We start from the raw sequence: 18,148 nt of genomic DNA, 5'->3' as shown, positions 1-18,148 counted from the left end.
ACGCTTCCGTATCTTCCGGCCGCAGCCAGGTCAGGCTCCGGCCGGTTCCTGTTTTGTAACGACCCGGAACGACAATGCTCGATATCAAATGGATCCGTGAGAACCCCGAGGCTCTAGACGCCGCGCTTGCAAAGCGTGGTGCGGACGCGTTGGCCCAGTCCCTCGTAGCCCTCGATGAGAAGCGCCGCTCCGCCGTGCAGAAGGCGCAGGACCTGCTGTCACGCCGCAACACCGCCTCGAAGGAGATCGGCGCGGCGATCGCGCAGAAAAACACCGAGCTTGCCGAGAAGCTGAAGGCCGAAGTCGCCGACATCAAGGTGACACTGCCGGCTGCCGAAGACGACGAGCGCCAGTTCACCGCCGAGCTCAACGACGCGCTGTCGCGCATCCCGAATATCCCGTTCGACGACGTCCCCGTCGGCGCCGACGAGAGCGGCAATGTCGTCACGCGCACGATCGGCGAAAAGCCGCGCTGGAACCATACGCCGAAAGAGCATTTCGAAATCGGCGAAGCGCTCGGCTACATGGATTTCGACCGCGCGACCAAGCTTTCCGGCTCGCGTTTCACGGTCCTGACCGGCCCGCTGGCGCGTTTGGAGCGGGCGCTCGGCCAGTTCATGATCGACCTGCATACCGGCGAGCACGGCTACACCGAGGTGTCGTCGCCGCTGATGGTACGCGACGAGGCGATGTTCGGCACGGGCCAGCTTCCGAAATTCGCCGACGACCTCTTTAAGACGACGGATGGGCGCTGGCTGATCCCGACGGCTGAGGTGACGCTCACCAATCTCGTCTCTGCCGAAATCCTCGAGCAGGAAAAGCTGCCGCTGCGCTTCACGGCGCTGACCCCGTCCTTCCGCTCGGAAGCGGGCTCCGCCGGCCGCGATACCCGCGGCATGCTGCGCCAGCACCAGTTCTGGAAGTGCGAGCTCGTATCGATCACCGACGCGGAAAGCGCGGTCGCCGAGCACGAGCGGATGACCGCCTGTGCCGAAGAGGTGCTGAAGCGCCTCGGCCTGCATTTCCGCACCATGACGCTCTGCACCGGCGACATGGGTTTCGGCGCCCGCAAGACTTACGATCTGGAAGTCTGGCTGCCGGGACAGAACACCTTCCGCGAAATCTCCTCCTGCTCGGTCTGCGGCGATTTCCAGGGACGGCGCATGGATGCGCGCTACCGCGTCAAGGGCGAGAAGGGCACCAGGTTCGTTCACACGCTGAACGGCTCGGGTACCGCCGTCGGCCGCTGCCTGATCGCCGTTCTGGAAAACTACCTGAACGAAGACGGCTCGGTGACTATCCCCGATGTGCTGCTGCCCTATATGGGCGGCTTGAAGAAGATCGAACGGGCGGCCTGAGACCATGCGCATTCTGCTCACCAATGACGATGGCATTTATGCCGAAGGCCTCGCAGCCCTTGAGCGGATTGCGCGCACTCTCTCCGACGACGTCTGGATCGTGGCACCCGAGACCGATCAGAGCGGTCTTGCCCATTCGCTGAGTCTGTCGGAGCCGCTGCGCCTGCGCAAGGTTTCCGACAAGCACTTCGCGCTGCGCGGCACACCGACCGATTGTGTCATCATGGGCGTCAAGCAGGTTATGGACATCAAGCCGGATCTCATCCTGTCCGGCGTCAATTCCGGCTCCAACGTCGCCGATGACGTGACCTATTCCGGCACCATTGCCGGCGCCATCGAGGGCACGATGCAGGGCGTACGCTCCTTCGCGCTCAGCCAGGCCTATGTCTATGCGGACGGTGCCCGTATCGTGCCGTGGGAGGTCTGCGAGGCGCATGCACCAGCGCTGCTGCAGAAGCTGATGAATGTCGATCTGCCCGAGGGCACCTTCCTCAACCTGAACTTCCCGAACTGCCGTCCTGAGGACGTCAATGGGGTCGAGGTTACCGCACAGGGCAAGCTCGCCTTCAACCTGCAGGTCGACGCCCGCTCGGATGGCCGGGGCTTTCCCTACTACTGGCTGAAGTTCGGCGAGCGCGCCGGCGCCTTCGCCGAAGGCACCGATATCCACGCTTTGAAGCATAATAAGATTTCGGTAACACCTTTGAAACTGGATCTGACTGATTATTCCGTGAAGGACCGCGTCGAGCGGGCGCTTTCGGTTACGGAGTAAGCAGGCATTGACGTCACAGTTGGTCGAGAAGGAAGGTTTTGCGGCTCTCGTCCTGAGGCTGCGGGCCCAAGGTATTTCCGATATCGATCTTCTGACGGCGGTCGAGCAGACGCCGCGCTCGCGCTTCGTTCCGGCGCAGTTTGCCGATGAGGCCTATTCAACACGGACGATCCCTATCGAGTGCGGCTCGTTTCTTGAAGGCGTCGATCTTGCCGTCCGCATTCTCCATCATCTGAAGGTCAAGCCCGGCCAGCGCGTTCTCGAGGTCGGCACAGGCAGCGGCTTCATGGCCGCCGTCATGGGCCGGATTGCCGAACGGGTTCTGACCATCGACCGCTACAAGACGCTGGTGGTTAATGGGCAGAAGCGCATGGATCAGCTCAGCCTGCGCAACATCATCGTCCGCCAGGCCGATGGCAGCAACGGCCTGCAGGGCGAGGGCACCTTCGACCGCATTCTCGTGACCGCCGCGTTCGCATCGATGCCGCGCGTCTATACCGATCAGCTGGTTTCCGGCGGATCGATGATCGCGCCGCTGATGATATCGGACGAGGAGTGCCGGATGGTGCGGCTGACGAAAACCGGCAGCCGCTTCGAGCGCGAGGAACTCTTCACCGTTCCCTATCTGCCGATCGTTCCGCGGGTCGCTTCGCAGCTCTGATCTGCGCGCATTTCGCGCCGCTTTCGCGGGGTGCGATTTTTCACCCGCAAGACTATGGTTATCAATTCCTCTAAAAAACTGCTCCAATTCCAGCGCTTTAACCGCGTGGTAATACTAACGCGCTTTAATACTCCCACAAATGGTTGCGTTGTGAGTGGGTCGTATCATGAGTTTTTGTGTATCGCCAAAGTTCGGAAAATCGGCCTTCAATCTTCTGGCCGTCGCCTTGTTGGCGAGTGCAGCGACAGGCTGCAGTTCAGATGTTTCGCGCTTCAGCGGTGGTCTTTTTGGCTCCGGTCAGGATCAGATGGCAACGGGTTCGGTCCCGCGCCGCAGCATGAGCGGACTGCAGGGCGATCCCGTACCGCAGGGCGACATGCAGGGCGGTGGCGCCATGCAGCCGGCCTACGGCAGCAACAATCAGTCCTACGGCAATCAGTCGTACAATCAGCCTTACCCGGCTTCGACTGGCGCGATCCGCTCCAATGCCCGCATCGCATCGGCGCCGGTCACGGTTCAGCGTTCCGAGCTCTCGGCACCGGGCGCAGCTGCTCCCGTCGCATCCCGCGAACGCCAGGAAGCACTGGCTCAGCCGTTCCCGGCATCGCAGGCTTCCGCGCCGCGCAAGCTGCAGGCTGCTCCGAAGCTTGCTGCGCCCGACACGCTGACGACGGGTTCGACGCCAAAGGCAACCGGCTGGTCTGCAGCTAACGCTCCGTCCGTCACGGTTCGTCCGGGCGAAAGCCTCGCTGTGCTGGCACGCCGCTACGGTGTTCCTGAAAACGAAATCCTCCGTGCGAATGGCATGAAGTCCGCTTCGGCCGTCAAGCCTGGCCAGTCGATCCTGATCCCGACCTTCAACGGCGGCAGCAACGCGGCCAAGGCCGCCTCGCAGACGGCCGACCTCTCCAAGCCGGGCAAGGCTCCAGAGCCCTACAAGGCGCCGGAACAGAACGTCGCTGTTCTGCCGGGCGCCAATACGGCACGAGACAAGTCGCAGGTCAGCGCTGACGGTGCCATGGGCAAGGTTGCAGCGGCCGGCGGCAAGGCTCCCGGCGGCGCCGGAAGCTATACCGTCAAGCAGGGTGACTCGCTCGCCAAGATCGCCAAGGCCACCGGCGCCAGCGTCGACTCTATCAAGCAGGCCAACAATCTGCAGGCAAGCTCGATCCGCATCGGCCAGACGCTGACTATTCCGGGCGGCTCTGCCGGAACCGACCAGATGAAGACGGCTTCGATCCCGGCCAAGGCCGCAGAGCCGAAGGCTGCCGCGCCTGCCGCAACCGAGACCGCGTCGAACCAGCCTGCGGGCTACAAGGCGCCCGCGGCAACGCAGACCGTCGATGAAGTCGAGAAGAAGTCCGATGTTGCTTCCGCAGCGCCTGAGGCAACCGGCATCGGCAAGTATCGCTGGCCGGTCCGCGGTGCGGTCATCGCTGCCTACGGCGCCAACGTCAACGGCAGCCGCAACGACGGTATCGATATCTCGGTTCCGCAGGGCACACCGATCAAGGCTGCTGAAAACGGCGTCGTCATCTATGCAGGCAACGGCCTGAAGGAACTCGGCAACACCGTTCTCGTCCGTCACGACGACGGCACGGTCACCGTTTACGGCAATGCCGATACGCTGAGCGTTACCCGCGGCCAGAAGATCCAGCGCGGCCAGACCGTTGCAGTCTCCGGCATGAGCGGCAACGTCAAGCAGCCGCAGGTCCACTTCGAAGTCCGCAAGGATGCTTCGCCGGTCAACCCGATCACCTTCCTCGAATAGTTAGCGCGTACGGGGAAATGCGAAAGCCCGGCCATGCGCCGGGCTTTTTGCGTTTTGGGCGAGGGCCAGCGGAATCAGTCGCGGGAAAGATTGATGCGCATGCGGCCGGCAAGATCCTGGATATACTGCCAGGCGACACGGCCGGAGCGCGCGCCGCGCGTCGTTGCCCATTCCAGGGCCTCGGCGCGCATCTTGTCGCGATCGAGCGTCAGCTTGAAATGATCGGCATAGCCGTCGATCATCGTCAGATAGTCTTCTTGGCTGCACTTGTGGAAGCCGAGCCACAAGCCGAAGCGATCCGACAGCGATACCTTCTCTTCCACCGCTTCCGACGGATTGATCGCCGTCGACTGCTCGTTTTCCATCATGTGGCGCGGCAGCAGGTGGCGGCGGTTGGACGTGGCATAGAACAGCACATTGTCAGGCCGCCCTTCGACGCCGCCATCCAATGCCGCCTTCAGCGACTTGTAGGCCGTGTCGTCATGATCGAAGGAGAGGTCGTCGCAGAAAACGATGATCCGGTGCGGCACATCCTTCATCAGGTCGAGAAGGGCAGGCAGGCTGGCGATGTCTTCGCGATGAACCTCGACCAGCTTCAGCGAAACGCCGCTTTCGCGCCTGACATCCTCATGCACCGCTTTGACCAGCGACGACTTGCCCATGCCGCGTGCGCCCCAGAGGAGCACGTTGTTGGCCGGAAAGCCGTCGGCGAAACGCACGGTGTTTTCATGCAGGATATCGCGCACGTGATCGACGCCGCGGATGAGCGTCAGCGCCACGCGGTTCGGCCGCGCGACGGGTTGCAGATGCTGCCGTGCGGGCGACCAGACGAAACAGTCCGCGGCATTCCAGTCGTTCACGGCAGGGGCGGGCCCGGCAAGCCGCTCGACGGCTGCCGTCAGCCGCTTCAGTTCCTGCAGGATGACGCTGTTGATCTCTTCAGCCATGCTATGTCCTCCTGAAAATAGACTGCGGCGAACCGCCTCTTGTCTTTCATGGCGGCGTAACATGGCCTTTCCACAGCCGAAAGGTTATCAGGCGGCGGATTCGGTACGCCTCACGGCTGTTTTTGTTGCATTCGTTCTTACCGCAACTATAGTCCGGCCACTGAAAAGAGGGGCGGAATTTCGCCGCCCGCAGCTGAGGAGTTTATCAATGTTCATCACCCCGGCATTTGCCCAGGCCGCAACGGATACTGCCGCGTCGCCATTCGGCTCCGGCTTCGAAATGATCATCCTGTTCGTGCCGCTGATGGTCGTCTGGTATTTCCTGCTGATCCGTCCGCAGCGCGCCCAGGCCAAGAAGCGCGCTGAGACGCTTTCCGCCATTCGCCGCGGCGACCAGGTCGTTACTGCCGGCGGTCTCGTCGGCAAGGTCACGAAGGTCGTTGACGACAAGGAAGTGGAAGTGGAAATTGCTGATGGCGTTCGCGTTCGCGTCGTCCGCAGCGGCATTGCAGACGTCCGCGTCAAGGGCGAGCCCGTCAAGGCAGACGCCGCATAAAGACCGGCTTCAGACGAGCCGGATCGGAAAGGCAGCATGCACCACTTTTCCCGTTGGAAAACATTTCTGATCTGGCTTGTCGTCGCCGCGGCGGCATTGGCCGCCGCGCCAAATCTCTTCTCCGCCAACACGCTTTCTTCACTGCCGCAATGGCTGCCGCATAAGGCGCTGACGCCGGGCCTCGATATCGAGGGCGGCGCGCATCTGGTGGTGAAGATCGAGCGGGCCGATATCGTCAAGAACCGGCTCGAAAACACGGTCGCCAGTGTTCGTTCGCGGCTCCGCGACGCGAATATCCGCTATACCGGTCTGGCAGGCAACGATCAGACCATCCAGGTCCGCATTACCGATCCCGCGCAGACCGACCAGGCCGCATCATTGCTTTCGCCGCTGGCAGTCGCCTCGGGCGGATCGGCAGATCCCGATTTCACGATCACGAAGAGCGCCGACGGGCAGCTGAACCTTGCAATCTCGGGCAAGTCGATCGATCGCGACCTGGCATCGGCCCTGCAACGCTCGATCGCCATCGTCGCGCACCGCGCCGTCGAAGCCGGTGGAGCCGATCCTGTGATCACCACCGAGGGCCGCGACCGGCTGACGGTGCAGATCCCCGGTCTCGGCGATCCGCAGCGTTTCAAGGATCTGCTTAGTCAGCCGGGCAAGATAACCTTCCGTCTGGTCGATGCGAGCGTGACGCCGCAGGATGCCATGGCGGGCACTGTTCCCGCCGGTTCAGAGATCGTCTACTCGCAGGACGATCCGCCGATCGCCTATCTCGTCGAACGCGCCGAGGTCATGCACCAGTCGGATCTCGGCGACTTTGCCGTCGAGCCGGGCAATTCGCCCGACGACTCGTTCCTGAGTTTCAACTTCAATCTCGACGGGTCCAGACGCTTTGCCGATCTCGTCCAGAAGAATGCCGGACGCACACTTGCGGTCCTCCTCGACGATCAGGTGCTCGCCGCGCCCGAAATCAGCAAACTGCAGGTGGGCGACAGCAGCCGCATTCCGCTGGCTTACGCACCCGATGAGACCGAGGATCTGGCAGCAATGCTCCGCTCCGGTCCTCTCCCGGCCGGCCTGACCATCGTCGAGGAACGCACGATCGATCCGGGGCTCAGCGGCGGCGCGATCCGCGCCGGTCTGCTGGCGGGCATTATCGGCGCCGTCCTCGTTGCCGGGCTGATGATCGGCCTCTACGGCATGCTCGGTGTCATCGCCAGCCTCGCGCTGCTCGTCAACGTCCTGATGATCATCGCCGTTCTCAGCGTAGTCGGCGCGCCGCTGACGCTGCCGGGCGTTGCAGGCATCGTGCTGATGATCGGCATTGCCGTCGATGCCAGCGTGCTGATCTACGAGCGCATCCGCGAAGAGTTGAAAGCCGGACTGCATCTCGATCAGGCGATCTCGGCCGGATATTCGCGCGCCTTCATGACCGTCGTCGATGCCAATATAACGACGCTGATCGCGTCGGCGATCCTCTTCTATCTCGGCAGCGATGCGATCCGCGGCTTTGCCGTAACGCTGGCGACCGGCATCGTCACGACGGCATTCACCGCATTCCTGTTCACGCGCCCGCTGGTCGAGGCCTGGGTGCGCCGCCGCCGCTTGAAGCATCTGCCGAAGAGCGTGCACACCGACGTGTTCGACGGCACCTCTATCCGCTTCATGGGCATCCGTCGCTACAGCTTCACGGCGCTTGCCGCGCTGTCGCTGGTCTGCATGCTGGGCGTTGCCGCATCCGGCCTGCATCTTGGCGTCGATTTCACCGGTGGCTCGCTGATCGAGGCACGCTCGAAACAGGGACCTGCTGATCTCGAAGATATCCGCTCGCGGCTCAGTGAGCTCAATCTCGGCGACGTCGAGGTCAAGCGCCTGCGTGATCCGAACAGCGCCGCGATCCGCCTCCAGTCGCAGGGCGGCGGTGACAACGCCGAACAATCGGCGATCTCGCTGGTCCGTAGTGAATTGCAGGACGAATATGATTTTCGCCGCGTCGATGTCGTCGGCCCGGCCGTTTCCGGTGAATTGGCGCGCACAGCGACGCTCGGTGTTCTGGCATCGCTGGCTGCGATCCTGATCTATATCTGGATCCGCTTCGAATGGCAGTTCGCGATCGGCGCCATCATCGCCACGCTGCACGACGTCATCCTGACGCTCGGCTTCTTCGTCGTCACAGGCATCGAGTTCAATCTGACGAGCATCGCCGCGCTGCTTGTCATCGTCGGTTACTCGCTGAACGATACAGTGGTGGTCTACGACCGCATGCGCGAGAACCTGAAGCGCTACACGCGTATGCCGCTGCCGATTCTCATCGATGCATCGATCAACCAGACGCTGTCGCGGACCATCCTGACGGCCGCCACGACGCTGCTCGCGCTTCTGGCGCTGACATTGTTCGGCGGCGAAGTGATCCGTCCCTTCGCGCTCATCATGCTGTTCGGTGTTGCCGTTGGCACGTTTTCCTCCATCTATATTGCTGCGCCGGTCCTGATCCTTTTCAGGCTTCGCCCGAAATCCTATGACGACGAGGACGAAAACGAGACCGCGGGCGGCGCACCCGGAAAGGCTACAGTCTAAGTCATGGCAAGAGGCATCGAAATCCGCGCGGCACATTTTCCCGGCCGGGCGCCCATCGACAGCTATGGAAACGGCGGCTTCCGCTTCGCCGACATGTCGCATCGCGGCTCTATCCTCTGCCTGCCGTCGGGTATCTATGGCTGGGAGATGGACGTGACGAAGCCGCTCTCGCCCGAAAATTTCATCCGCGTGCTCGAAGAGGCCGGCGATATCGAAGTGCTGCTGGTCGGCACCGGCCCGGAACTGAAACGCCTGCCGCCCGAGCTGAAGCAGGCGCTGAAGGCCCGCGGCATCTCGTCCGATCCGATGAGCACCGGCGCAGCCGTGCGCACCTACAATATCATGCTGGCCGAATCGCGGGCCGTCGCCGCAGCGTTGATCGCGGTCTGACCATGGCCGAGCAGACGATGACCAACCAGGAGATCTGCCTGGCGATGCTGCGCGACAGCGACCGGGACCGTTATCTCGCAAGCCTGCTGTCGCCGCCGGAGAAGCGTGCCGCACTTGTCGCTCTCTATGCCTTCAATGCCGAGCTCGCCAAGATCCGCGATCTCGTGCATGAACCCCTGCCGGGGGAAGTGCGTATGCAATATTGGCGCGATCTGCTTGAGGGCAGCGCCCATGGCTCGACGGAAGCAAATCCCGCCGCCGCCGAGCTTCTGAGCGCGATCGAAACCCACCGCCTACCGCGGCAGACGCTGGTCGACATGATCGAAGCCCGCATTTTCGATCTCTATGACGATCCGATGGAGAGCCGCTCTTCGCTGGAAGGCTATGCGGGCGAAACCGCCTCGGCGCTGATCCAGCTCGCGAGCCTGGTATTGTCGCCGGAGGACGCGGCGAAATCCGCCGATGCTGCCGGACATGCGGGTGTCGCGCAGGCGATTTCAGGCTTGCTGCTGTTGATGCCGCTGCACCGCCACCGCGGCCAAGTCTATATTCCGCTGGAGATCCTGAGCTCGACCGGGCTCGACCGCGACAGTTTCATCGCAGGCGCCGATAAGACCCGGATTTCCGCAGCGATCGAAGCCTTTGCCGGGCTCGGCCGCGATCATCTCGCCAAGGCGCAAAAGGCGGCAATCCCGCCCTCCGTCTTTCCGGCTTTCCTGCCGGCAACGCTTGCCGGGCCGGTGCTGGCAAGGGCGCAACGGGCAGGGGCAGGGTTGTTCGACAGACCGTTGCAGCAGCCGCAATGGCGCCGTCAGCTGGGAATGACCTTTGCCCTGATGCGCAAGAAAATCTGAGGCCAGTTCAAACTCGCGCAAGCCTCAGGCATTATAAGGCGGCAACCGCAATTCCGGATTGGAGACCGCGTTGAGCATTATCATCTGGTCGATCATTTTCGCTGGCCTGTTTCTCCTGGCTTTCGTCGCGACACGCATGGCGTCGCAGAACAAGGAAGAAGAGGGGCTGCGCGACATGGGTCTCGCGATCCTCGAGTTCAACCGCGCCTTCCCGCACGAGGCGATCCGCCAGCTTCAGGCGACGGCCGATGGCCAGGTGGTGTTCGTCAGATTGCACGACAACAAGGCCGGCTTCATGCGCAGCATGCACCGGCACTTCTCCTGCCACGTGCTGCAGCCGGGTAGGGTGCGGGTTGCAAGCTCGGAGACAGGCAAGGGACTGGTGATCGAGTTCCTCGACCACCCGCATCAGAACAGCACTTTCGAATTCGTTTCCGCCAAGGAAGCGTCCGAAGTCTCGCTGTGGCTGCTCGGCAATTATGTCGCCGATGCCGATCTGGTGCTGCCGCCGGCAGATGCGCCGGCAGCCAGCAACCAGTAAGCCGTCAGGCGCTTTCGGCCAGCAGCACGCTCTGGCCGAGCCATTCTGCGCAATCGGCAAGCGCCCGCTTGGCGATCAGCTGCCGTTTCATGATCGTCTTGTCCTTGCCGCGGAAGCGCTTGACGCCCTCAGGCTTGACGATCGAGCCCGGCTGCAATTCCGGAAACAGCCCGAAATTGATGTTCATCGGCTGGAATGACCGCTTACCGGGCTCTTCGTCGGTGACGAGATGACCGCCGGTGATGTGGCCGAGTAGCGAGCCAAGGGCCGTCGTGGACGGCGGCAGCGAGACTTCTTCGCCCTTCCGCTCGGCGGCGGCGAAACGTCCGGCCAGAAGGCCGACGCTGGCACTTTCGACATAGCCTTCGCAGCCGGTGATCTGCCCGGCGAAGCGTAGACCCGGCCGCGACTTCAGCGTCAGAGAGCCGTCCAGCAGCGTCGGCGAATTGATATAGGTGTTGCGGTGCAAGCCGCCGAGGCGGGCAAATTCGGCATTTTCCAGGCCGGGGATCATCCGGAAGATATCCGCCTGGGCGCCGTATTTCAGCTTCGTCTGGAAACCGACCATATTGTAGAGCGTGCCGAGCGCATTGTCCTGGCGCAGCTGAACCACGGCATAGGCCTTGACCGTCGGATTGTGGGCGTTGGTGAGCCCCATCGGCTTCATCGGCCCGTGGCGCAGCGTTTCGCGGCCACGCTCGGCCATCACCTCGATCGGCAGGCAGCCATCGAAATAGGGCGTGCCTTCCCATTCCTTGAAGCCGACGGTGTCGCCAGCGATCAGCGCGTCGATGAAGGCGTTGTACTGCGCCTCGTCCATCGGGCAGTTGATATAGTCCTTGCCGGTGCCGCCGGGGCCGACCTTGTCGTAGCGCGACTGATACCAGCAGATATCCATGTCGATGCTTTCGCGGTAGACGATCGGCGCGATGGCATCGAAGAAGGCCAGCGCGTCGGCGCCGGTTTCAGCCTGGATGGCCTCCGCGAGCGACGGCGCCGTCAGCGGTCCTGTGGCGACGATCGCCAGATCCCATTCCTTCGGCGGCAGGCCGGTGACTTCCTCGCGCACCACGGTGACGAGCGGATGCTCGTGGATCGCCTTGGTTACTGCATCAGAAAAGCCGTCGCGGTCGACGGCGAGCGCGCCGCCTGCCGGTACCTGATGCTTGTCGGCGCAGGCCATGATCAGCGAACCGGCCAGGCGCATTTCCGCATGGATAACGCCGACGGCATTGCTGGTGGCGTCGTCGGAGCGGAAGGAATTGGAACAGACGAGCTCGGCAAGGCCGTCCGTCTTGTGGGCGTCGGTGCCGCGGACGCCACGCATCTCGTGGAGGATGACGGGTACGCCGGCCTGGGCGATCTGCCAGGCTGCTTCGGAGCCTGCAAGGCCGCCGCCGACGACGTGGATGGGTGAATGGGAAGAGGTCTTGTTCATGCGCGGCTGATTATCACGGCTTGCCGACGCAGGAAACTCCCGCGTTCAAAAAGCGACCGCTTGCGGGAAGTCAGCTGAACGCCGGTTCCCACTCCAGCTGGAGATGGACGGGACGCTGCATCGGCCGCTTCGCGACTTTCTTCGGCTTGGCTGCCCTGACCTTCTGAGTGGGCCTCTGTTCGCTGACAATGCGCCGAAGGGCATCGCGTGACTTTTCGACATAGGTCTGTTGCATCGCGTCGTCGAAGTCGTAACGCTCGATCATCGAGAAAACGCGCGCCGCCTCCTCCTTGCGTCCGGCGCCGGCGAGCGCCACACCCTGCTTGTAATGCGCCTGCGCGTCGAAGGGTGCGTTCTGGATGATCTTGCCGAAGGTGAGCGCCGCCTCATCATAGCTGCCGAGTGCCAGCTGCGTTTCTCCGAGCTTCAGATAGACGGGTGCGACGTCCTTGACGCGTCCGATAAGCGCCGTGAAACCTGCCTCGGCCTCGTGCAGCTCACCCTTGTCGAACGCCAGGCTGGCGAGACCGAATTCTGCGCCGATATGACCGGGAACGGTAACCGCGAGCTGCTTGAATGCCATCTCGGCATAGGCCTTCTCGCCGCGCCGGTACATTTCCAGCGCCCGCTCATAGACGAAATCGATGCTCCGCCGGTTGATGATACCACCGAGATTCTGGCCGGTTCGCGTGCGGAAGACGGTGCAGGAAAGCTGCCGCTCCTCTGGGCCGAACATGTATTTATAGGGCTCGGTGCCGCGCAGGAAATCGTAGCTCGCAAAACCGTCGGCGATGGCGCGGCGAATGCAGTAGCCATGAAGGATAAGACCGGGCGAGGGCGTCTTCCATTCTTCGTCGCGGCCGGTGATGTAGAACAGGATGGCTTTTTTCTGCCGGTCGACGATGTTGGCAAGCACGCCGAGTGGCCGGTCGCCATGCCAGAGCACGGGCACGTCAAGATTGCCCGTCGCAAAGCTGTCCATCAGCAGCGTGCGTGTCGCGTTGATCAGCTTGTCGATCCGTTCCACTCCCTTCTTCGCCAGCCATTTTGTCCGCCAGAACCGGAAGAGGATGTCGAGATCGCGATCGATCGTCTCCGGGGTCGCCATGGTGATGCGGAACTCTTCGCCGCCATCCAGTTTGCGCAGAAAGCGCCGCAGCTTCTGCCGCGACTGGCTGCTCATGCTGCTATCGAGATAACCATCGAAGCTGTCGGGCAACCGGACGACGGGACAGACGCAGTTGTCGATATTGTCGGCGTTGCGGATCGCGCTGTCGCGAAACATTACGTCGGGACCTTCGAGCTCGCGCAGGAAGGCTTTGCGCCGCTCCGGCGAGCCATAGAAATACTCGACCTTCAGATGCGTCCAGTTCTGCTGCCTGAGATAGCGCGCGAAGCCTTCGATGGCGAAACGCTCATAGGCGGGATCAGCGAGAAACCCGGCATAATCAGCCGAATAATTGCCGGCCATGACGATCTCGTCGAAGAACAGGCCGGTCTTTTCGTCATGCTGGGTAAGAACCCGTAACGGAAAGAAGGCGACGTACGGTGAACCTTCCGGCTTTTCCCGCAAGGCCAGAACAAACCAGCGGTTCCGCCGTGCAAGATAGGATCTGAGCCAGATCCAGGAGAGAAAATGCTGTGCGTGGGGGTCCTGCAGATAAACCCGGTCCCACTGCTCGCGGAGCTGGTCGAACCCAGCGTCCGTGTCGATCACATCAATGCGCATTGCCCCCTCCCAACACCCCTTACACAGTTCGGGAGCTTGCATTCTATGGGGAACCGGCGGCCATCAAATATGCCGTTCGGATAAAACACCGGCATCAAATCGGGCTAGCATTTGCGGGTTATGGGGACCCGAGCGGGTAATCCCGGCGCTTGCCGACGTGCTGGGCAAGCCTGCTGTTTATAGGATCAGATGTTGGCCGACGCATGCTCGCTGGCGTGGATGAATTCCCAGAGCGATTTGCTGATGGCGACGATCTCGGCGATCGAGTGTTCCAGCGCCTGGATTTCTTTCTCATCGAGCTGCTCGACCTTGCCGTAGCGGATTTCCTTGTCGTCCTCGACGAGGCGCATCAGCTGCGTGGACGAGATCTGGCCGTTGTCGTCGAAGGAATAGATGCAGTGATTGTATTTGTTGCGCATCCGCGATTCCCGCTTCAGCCGGCCCATCGTCTGAAGCACCGCCTTGCGGTCCGCCACAGGCGTTGAGGGAAGTTTGGCGAGGCGCTCGACAAGGTCGATCCGGGCGCGGGTGGTATTCAGCGTCAGGAAGACGACGATCGCCGCATCCTTCTCCACTTTCAGAAGGTGGGCAATGACATAGATCAGCAGGCTTTCGGTATTGGTCCAGACATAGTTCAGGCGCCCAACCCGCAAAAGCACGTCAGACATGGCCGCCATAGAAGCCTCCAACAACCGATCCTGTGAAGGACAATACTGCAGATCGGAACGGGAGGCTTCTAATCTCTTCGTATTAGGGCGGTCAGCGCTCCTTGAAGGCTCGCGACATACTGTCGGTGATCGGCTTTGTGATGTATTCGAAGAATGTCCGCTCCGATGTCTGGATCAGTACATCGGCCGGCATCCCGGGTACCGGATGGAACCCATGCACCTTGGCAATCTCCGAATCCGGTATTTCGACGCGGACGATATAGACATCCTTGGTCTGCAGACCGGCATTCTCCTCGATAGAGTCCGCCGAAACATAGAACACCTTGCCGTTCAGAACAGGCGTCGTGCGCCGGTTTAACGCCGAGAGGCGGATGGCGGCCGTCTGACCTTCATGCAGCTGGTCGATCGACGTGCGCAGAACCTGCGCCTCGATGATCAGCGGCACATGCGCCGGCAGGATTTCCATGATCGGCTTGCCCGTGGTGATGACACCGCCTGCCGTATGGTAATAGGCGCGGATCACGGTGCCGTTGACGGGCGAACGGATCACTGTCCGCTCGAGCACGCCCTGCGCCTCGCGGGCCTGTTCGCGCACGCTGTCGAGATCGGAATCAGCGCTTTCAAGCGCATCGAGCGCGGCCTGCTTGTTGGAGTTGACGGCGATAACGGCTTCCTGGCGAAACTTGGCGATTTCGGCTTCGCTCTCGTTTAGCTCGCCTTGCAGGCGCGAGATATCGCCCATGGCATCGGCCATGGCGCGCTCGATCGCCAGAAGGTCCGTCTTGCGCATGTAGCCGACCTTGACGAGGCGGGCCTTGGAATCGCGCTCTTCGGTTAGCAGTGAAAGCTGCCGTTCGAAAGAATCCTTCTGCCCGCTATAGCCCTTGAACCGGTAGTCGAGCGAGGCGATGTTTTTGTCGATCAGGTTCAGCTGTTCTTCAAGTTTGACCTGCTTGCTGCGGAACACGATATTCTGGCTCTGGATAATCGAACCGACATCCGGATCGCTTGCCTCGGCCATGACGACCGCGGGGATCTTCAGATCCTTGTCGCCGGCAGCTTCGGCCCGCAACCGGGCGACTACCGCCTCCAGGCGCAGCCGCCGGAGCTTGAGCATGCGGTCATTCGAGAGCGCCGCTGTCGGGTCGAGGGTCAGGAGGACGTCACCTTCCTTGACGACGTCGCCTTCACTCACCCGCATGTCCTTGATGATGCCGCCCTCGAGATGCTGGACGACCTTGTTATTGCCCGTGGCAACGAAGCTGCCCTGCGCGATGATCGCCGAGGCCAGCGGCGCCGTGCCGGCCCAGATGCCGAAACTGCCGAAGGAAGCAGCAAGGACGCTGAGGCCGATGATGCTGTGATAGCGGATCGAGCGCGGAACCTCGCTATACCATTCGACGGGATTGTTGCTCGTCTGCAGAGTGGTACTCGCCATTTCGATTTAACCTTCGATACGCGGCTGGGGACGATTGTTATTGTTGTTGCCCTGGATGGCTTGCAGCACTTCCATACGCTCGCCGAACATCCCGACCGAGCCATCCTTGAGTAGAAGGATCTTGTCTACGCACTGCAGCAGGGCAGGGCGTTGCGTGATGGTGACGGTGGTAATGCCCTGCTTCTTGGCATGGATCAGCGCGCGGGCAAGAGCTGCCTCACCCTGCGTGTCGAGGTTCGAGTTCGGCTCGTCGAGTACCACGAATTTCGGGCTGCCGAAGAAGGCGCGGGCTAGCGCGATACGCTGCTTCTGGCCGCCGGAGAGCGGCGCACCGTCGGCTGCAACGACCGTCTCGTAGCCCTGCGGGAAGCTGGCGATTAGCTCGTGAACGTCGGCAAGCACGGCTGCTTCGTAGATCTGATGATCCTCGACGTCATCGCGCATGCGGCAGATGTTGGCCTTGATCGTTCCCGGAAACAGCTGCACGTCCTGCGGCAGATAGCCGATGCTTTCGCCGAACTGCCGCTGATCCCAATTGCGCAGGTCCATGAGGTCGAGGCGTACGTTGCCGGAGGTCGGCAGGATCGAACCAACCAGCATCTTGCCGAGCGTCGTCTTCCCGGAGCCCGAATTGCCGATCACCGCAAGGGATTCGCCCTTCTTCAGCGAGAAGGAGATGCCGTTGAGGATGACCTTCTTCTGCGGCGGCGGAACGAAGAGGATACGCTCGACGTCGAGGCGTCCTTCCGGATTGGGCAGGCGCAGGCGCGGGAAGTTCAGCGGCGAATTGATCAGCAGCTGCTTGATGCGGCCATAGGCGGCGGCAGAGCGGTTAAACTGATGCCAGCCCTCGATCGCGCCTTCGATCGGTGCCAGCGCGCGTCCGGAGACGATCGAAGCGGCGATCACCATGCCGCCCGTCAGCTCGCCCGACAGCGACAGATGTGCGCCCCAGCCAAGCAGCGCTACCTGCGTGATCATCCGGCAAGCCTTGGAGATGCCCGAGAAGATGATGTTTCGGTCCTGGGCGGCGACATGGCTTTTCAGCGATCCCGCCGTTTCCCGGCCCCACATCTTCACGGCTTCCGGGATCATCGCCAGTGCGTTGATGATCTGCGAATTGCGGGCCATCGAATCGAGATGGAAATTCGCCCGGCTGAGATAACCGTTAGCTTCGGCGAACGGGCGCGCCGTGAAGCGCTGGTTCAGATAGGCGATGAAGAACAGCACCGCGCAGCAGACCATGATGATGATGCCGAGATGCGGGTGGACGAGATAGACCACGACGATGAACAGCGGCATCAGCGGTGCATCGAGGAAGGCGATCAGCGTGCCCGATGTGATGAAGCCGCGCAGCTGCTGCAGATCCTGCAGGATCTGATAGTCCTTGCCGGTTCCGTGCAGCGAGGCGCGGGCCGCGGCGCTGAGGATCGGCGCGCCGAGCTGCACTTCGAGTTCGACGGCCGTGCGCATCAGGATGAAGCGGCGGATGGAATCGAGAAATGCCTGGATCAGCACGGCGCCGAGCACGGCGATGGTCAGCATGACGAGCGTGTCGATCGACCGGCTGGTCAGGACGCGGTCGGAAATCTGGAAGAGGTAGAGCGGGATTGCCAGAAGCAGCACGTTGATCGCAATGGTGAAGGCCATGACGATCACCATGTTGCGCCGGATCGCGGCGATGCCCTTGGCTAGGCTGGCTGCAAAATTCACAGGCTCGCTGCGTTTGTGGAAGTTGGCGCCGTTTCCGCCGCCACCGCCACCGCCACCACCTGAATCGGTGTCCTTGCCATTGCCGCCGCCGCCAGTCTTCAGCCGGCGTTCGTTGTCCTGCAGCGGACCGGTATTGCCTTCGATGGTCTTGCCGAAGGGAATGGCGGCAGGGCTCTGTTTCAGTTCAGGCGCGGCCTCGGGTATGGCAATGGGAATTTCCGGGCTCTCAGGCGTCCGGCGCGCGACAGTCTCTTCCTGAACCGGTGCCGCCTTCTCCATGACGGGAGTAACAGGTTCTGCAACAACGGCGATTGGTTCTGCGGTCGCGATGATTTCAGACTCCGGAGCGGGCGCTTCGGCGACAAGCTCGATCACGGGCTCTGCGGCCTCAACCTCAACCTCAGACGTTGCCTCGACGACGGTGTCCGCTTCTGCATCGATGACCACGGAGGGTTCGGCCTCAGCGGCTGCTGCCGGAACCTCGGCAATATCTTCGGACGCAGCGGCACGGAACGCCGCATCGGCGCGCGCGGCGGATTCTGCCTGTGCCGCAGCCCTTGCGGCAGCACGCTTTGCCGTCAGCTGGCGAAGGTTCGCCACCGCATCGTCGATCGCCGACATGCACTCGTCGGTCATGTCCTCGTCGAAGGCACTGCCGCGGCGGCCAAGTCCCAAAGTCCGGCTTCCGGTGAAGGTGTTCTTTGGAATGTGATTCATGGGAGCGTTTCCCTC

15 protein-coding genes are annotated in these 18,148 nt (G+C 62.1%); 9 read left to right on the top strand and 6 right to left on the bottom strand.

All coding sequences use genetic code 11. The features are described 5' to 3' along the window. The first annotated feature begins 74 nt into the window (after nucleotides 1-74). From serS to AB4Z25_RS05235, 4 genes are all read left to right on the top strand, one after another. The gene (serS, locus tag AB4Z25_RS05250; RefSeq protein ID WP_112387973.1) at nucleotides 75-1,358 is read left to right on the top strand and encodes a serine--tRNA ligase; all 1,284 of its coding nucleotides are present in this window, start codon (nucleotides 75-77) and stop codon (nucleotides 1,356-1,358) included. Nucleotides 1,359-1,362: 4 nt separating this feature from the next. Further along, on the top strand, nucleotides 1,363-2,130 hold the full coding sequence (gene surE, locus AB4Z25_RS05245; RefSeq protein WP_112387974.1) for a 5'/3'-nucleotidase SurE: 768 nt from the start codon (nucleotides 1,363-1,365) through the stop codon (nucleotides 2,128-2,130). 7 nt (nucleotides 2,131-2,137) lie between these two features. Continuing rightward, nucleotides 2,138-2,791, top strand: a complete 654-nt coding sequence (locus AB4Z25_RS05240) for a protein-L-isoaspartate(D-aspartate) O-methyltransferase (protein ID WP_112539666.1) — start codon at nucleotides 2,138-2,140, stop codon at nucleotides 2,789-2,791. A gap of 166 nt (nucleotides 2,792-2,957) precedes the next feature. After that, nucleotides 2,958-4,562, top strand: coding sequence for a peptidoglycan DD-metalloendopeptidase family protein (locus tag AB4Z25_RS05235; RefSeq protein WP_112445167.1), 1,605 nt, complete (start codon nucleotides 2,958-2,960; stop codon nucleotides 4,560-4,562). Nucleotides 4,563-4,636: 74 nt separating this feature from the next. On the opposite strand, the gene AB4Z25_RS05230 is transcribed toward AB4Z25_RS05235, so the two are convergent. Continuing rightward, the gene (locus AB4Z25_RS05230) at nucleotides 4,637-5,509 is read right to left on the bottom strand and encodes an ATP-binding protein (RefSeq protein WP_112387977.1); all 873 of its coding nucleotides are present in this window, start codon (nucleotides 5,507-5,509) and stop codon (nucleotides 4,637-4,639) included. 208 nt (nucleotides 5,510-5,717) lie between these two features. Here AB4Z25_RS05230 and yajC point away from each other — a divergent pair, with 208 nt between their 5' ends. The 5 genes from yajC (at nucleotide 5,718) to AB4Z25_RS05205 (ending at nucleotide 10,430) form a co-directional block, all read left to right on the top strand. Beyond that, nucleotides 5,718-6,065, top strand: a complete 348-nt coding sequence (gene yajC, locus AB4Z25_RS05225) for a preprotein translocase subunit YajC (protein ID WP_112387978.1) — start codon at nucleotides 5,718-5,720, stop codon at nucleotides 6,063-6,065. A gap of 36 nt (nucleotides 6,066-6,101) precedes the next feature. Further along, a complete protein-coding gene (secDF, locus tag AB4Z25_RS05220) occupies nucleotides 6,102-8,645 on the top strand; it encodes a protein translocase subunit SecDF (RefSeq protein WP_112539664.1) in 2,544 nt (847 codons plus the stop codon). A gap of 3 nt (nucleotides 8,646-8,648) precedes the next feature. Continuing rightward, entirely contained in the window at nucleotides 8,649-9,035 is a 387-nt protein-coding gene (locus tag AB4Z25_RS05215; RefSeq protein ID WP_112518656.1) for an Mth938-like domain-containing protein, read from the top strand. Between the two features lie 2 nt (nucleotides 9,036-9,037). Beyond that, complete coding sequence (locus AB4Z25_RS05210; protein ID WP_112539662.1) at nucleotides 9,038-9,889, top strand: phytoene/squalene synthase family protein; 852 nt, start codon at nucleotides 9,038-9,040, stop codon at nucleotides 9,887-9,889. A 70-nt stretch (nucleotides 9,890-9,959) separates the two neighbouring features. Continuing rightward, a complete protein-coding gene (locus AB4Z25_RS05205) occupies nucleotides 9,960-10,430 on the top strand; it encodes a hypothetical protein (RefSeq protein WP_112518654.1) in 471 nt (156 codons plus the stop codon). 4 nt (nucleotides 10,431-10,434) lie between these two features. Here the strand turns inward: AB4Z25_RS05205 and trmFO are convergent, their stop codons facing one another. The 5 genes from trmFO to AB4Z25_RS05180 form a co-directional block, all read right to left on the bottom strand. Beyond that, nucleotides 10,435-11,868 (bottom strand): methylenetetrahydrofolate--tRNA-(uracil(54)-C(5))-methyltransferase (FADH(2)-oxidizing) TrmFO, encoded by a 1,434-nt coding sequence (gene trmFO, locus AB4Z25_RS05200; RefSeq protein WP_112539660.1) that lies wholly within the window; start codon nucleotides 11,866-11,868, stop codon nucleotides 10,435-10,437. 70 nt (nucleotides 11,869-11,938) lie between these two features. Next, a complete protein-coding gene (locus AB4Z25_RS05195; protein ID WP_112539658.1) occupies nucleotides 11,939-13,597 on the bottom strand; it encodes a GNAT family N-acetyltransferase in 1,659 nt (552 codons plus the stop codon). Between the two features lie 185 nt (nucleotides 13,598-13,782). Further along, nucleotides 13,783-14,274 (bottom strand): hypothetical protein, encoded by a 492-nt coding sequence (locus tag AB4Z25_RS05190; RefSeq protein WP_112539656.1) that lies wholly within the window; start codon nucleotides 14,272-14,274, stop codon nucleotides 13,783-13,785. Nucleotides 14,275-14,356: 82 nt separating this feature from the next. Next, nucleotides 14,357-15,703, bottom strand: a complete 1,347-nt coding sequence (locus tag AB4Z25_RS05185; RefSeq protein ID WP_112539654.1) for an HlyD family type I secretion periplasmic adaptor subunit — start codon at nucleotides 15,701-15,703, stop codon at nucleotides 14,357-14,359. A 6-nt stretch (nucleotides 15,704-15,709) separates the two neighbouring features. Beyond that, on the bottom strand, nucleotides 15,710-18,052 hold the full coding sequence (locus AB4Z25_RS05180; protein WP_442207904.1) for a type I secretion system permease/ATPase: 2,343 nt from the start codon (nucleotides 18,050-18,052) through the stop codon (nucleotides 15,710-15,712). Between the last annotated feature and the right edge of the window lie 96 nt (nucleotides 18,053-18,148).

The organism is Rhizobium sp. RAF36, assembly GCF_052114105.1.
Taxonomy (GTDB): domain Bacteria; phylum Pseudomonadota; class Alphaproteobacteria; order Rhizobiales; family Rhizobiaceae; genus Rhizobium.
Note: the sequence above shows the minus strand (reverse complement) of the source record. Positions and strands in the feature narration are given on the sequence as shown.

Excerpts from the sequence above, each read along its gene's own strand:
- serS (WP_112387973.1), top strand. The coding sequence starts at position 75 with ATGCTCGATATCAAATGGATCCGTGAGAACCCCGAGGCTCTAGACGCC.
- surE (WP_112387974.1), top strand. The coding sequence starts at position 1,363 with ATGCGCATTCTGCTCACCAATGACGATGGCATTTATGCCGAAGGCCTC.
- AB4Z25_RS05235 (WP_112445167.1), top strand. The coding sequence starts at position 2,958 with ATGAGTTTTTGTGTATCGCCAAAGTTCGGAAAATCGGCCTTCAATCTT.
- AB4Z25_RS05230 (WP_112387977.1), bottom strand. The coding sequence starts at position 5,509 with ATGGCTGAAGAGATCAACAGCGTCATCCTGCAGGAACTGAAGCGGCTG.
- yajC (WP_112387978.1), top strand. The coding sequence starts at position 5,718 with ATGTTCATCACCCCGGCATTTGCCCAGGCCGCAACGGATACTGCCGCG.
- secDF (WP_112539664.1), top strand. The coding sequence starts at position 6,102 with ATGCACCACTTTTCCCGTTGGAAAACATTTCTGATCTGGCTTGTCGTC.
- AB4Z25_RS05215 (WP_112518656.1), top strand. The coding sequence starts at position 8,649 with ATGGCAAGAGGCATCGAAATCCGCGCGGCACATTTTCCCGGCCGGGCG.
- AB4Z25_RS05210 (WP_112539662.1), top strand. The coding sequence starts at position 9,038 with ATGGCCGAGCAGACGATGACCAACCAGGAGATCTGCCTGGCGATGCTG.
- trmFO (WP_112539660.1), bottom strand. The coding sequence starts at position 11,868 with ATGAACAAGACCTCTTCCCATTCACCCATCCACGTCGTCGGCGGCGGC.
- AB4Z25_RS05195 (WP_112539658.1), bottom strand. The coding sequence starts at position 13,597 with ATGCGCATTGATGTGATCGACACGGACGCTGGGTTCGACCAGCTCCGC.
- AB4Z25_RS05190 (WP_112539656.1), bottom strand. The coding sequence starts at position 14,274 with ATGGCGGCCATGTCTGACGTGCTTTTGCGGGTTGGGCGCCTGAACTAT.
- AB4Z25_RS05185 (WP_112539654.1), bottom strand. The coding sequence starts at position 15,703 with ATGGCGAGTACCACTCTGCAGACGAGCAACAATCCCGTCGAATGGTAT.
- AB4Z25_RS05180 (WP_442207904.1), bottom strand. The coding sequence starts at position 18,052 with ATGACCGACGAGTGCATGTCGGCGATCGACGATGCGGTGGCGAACCTT.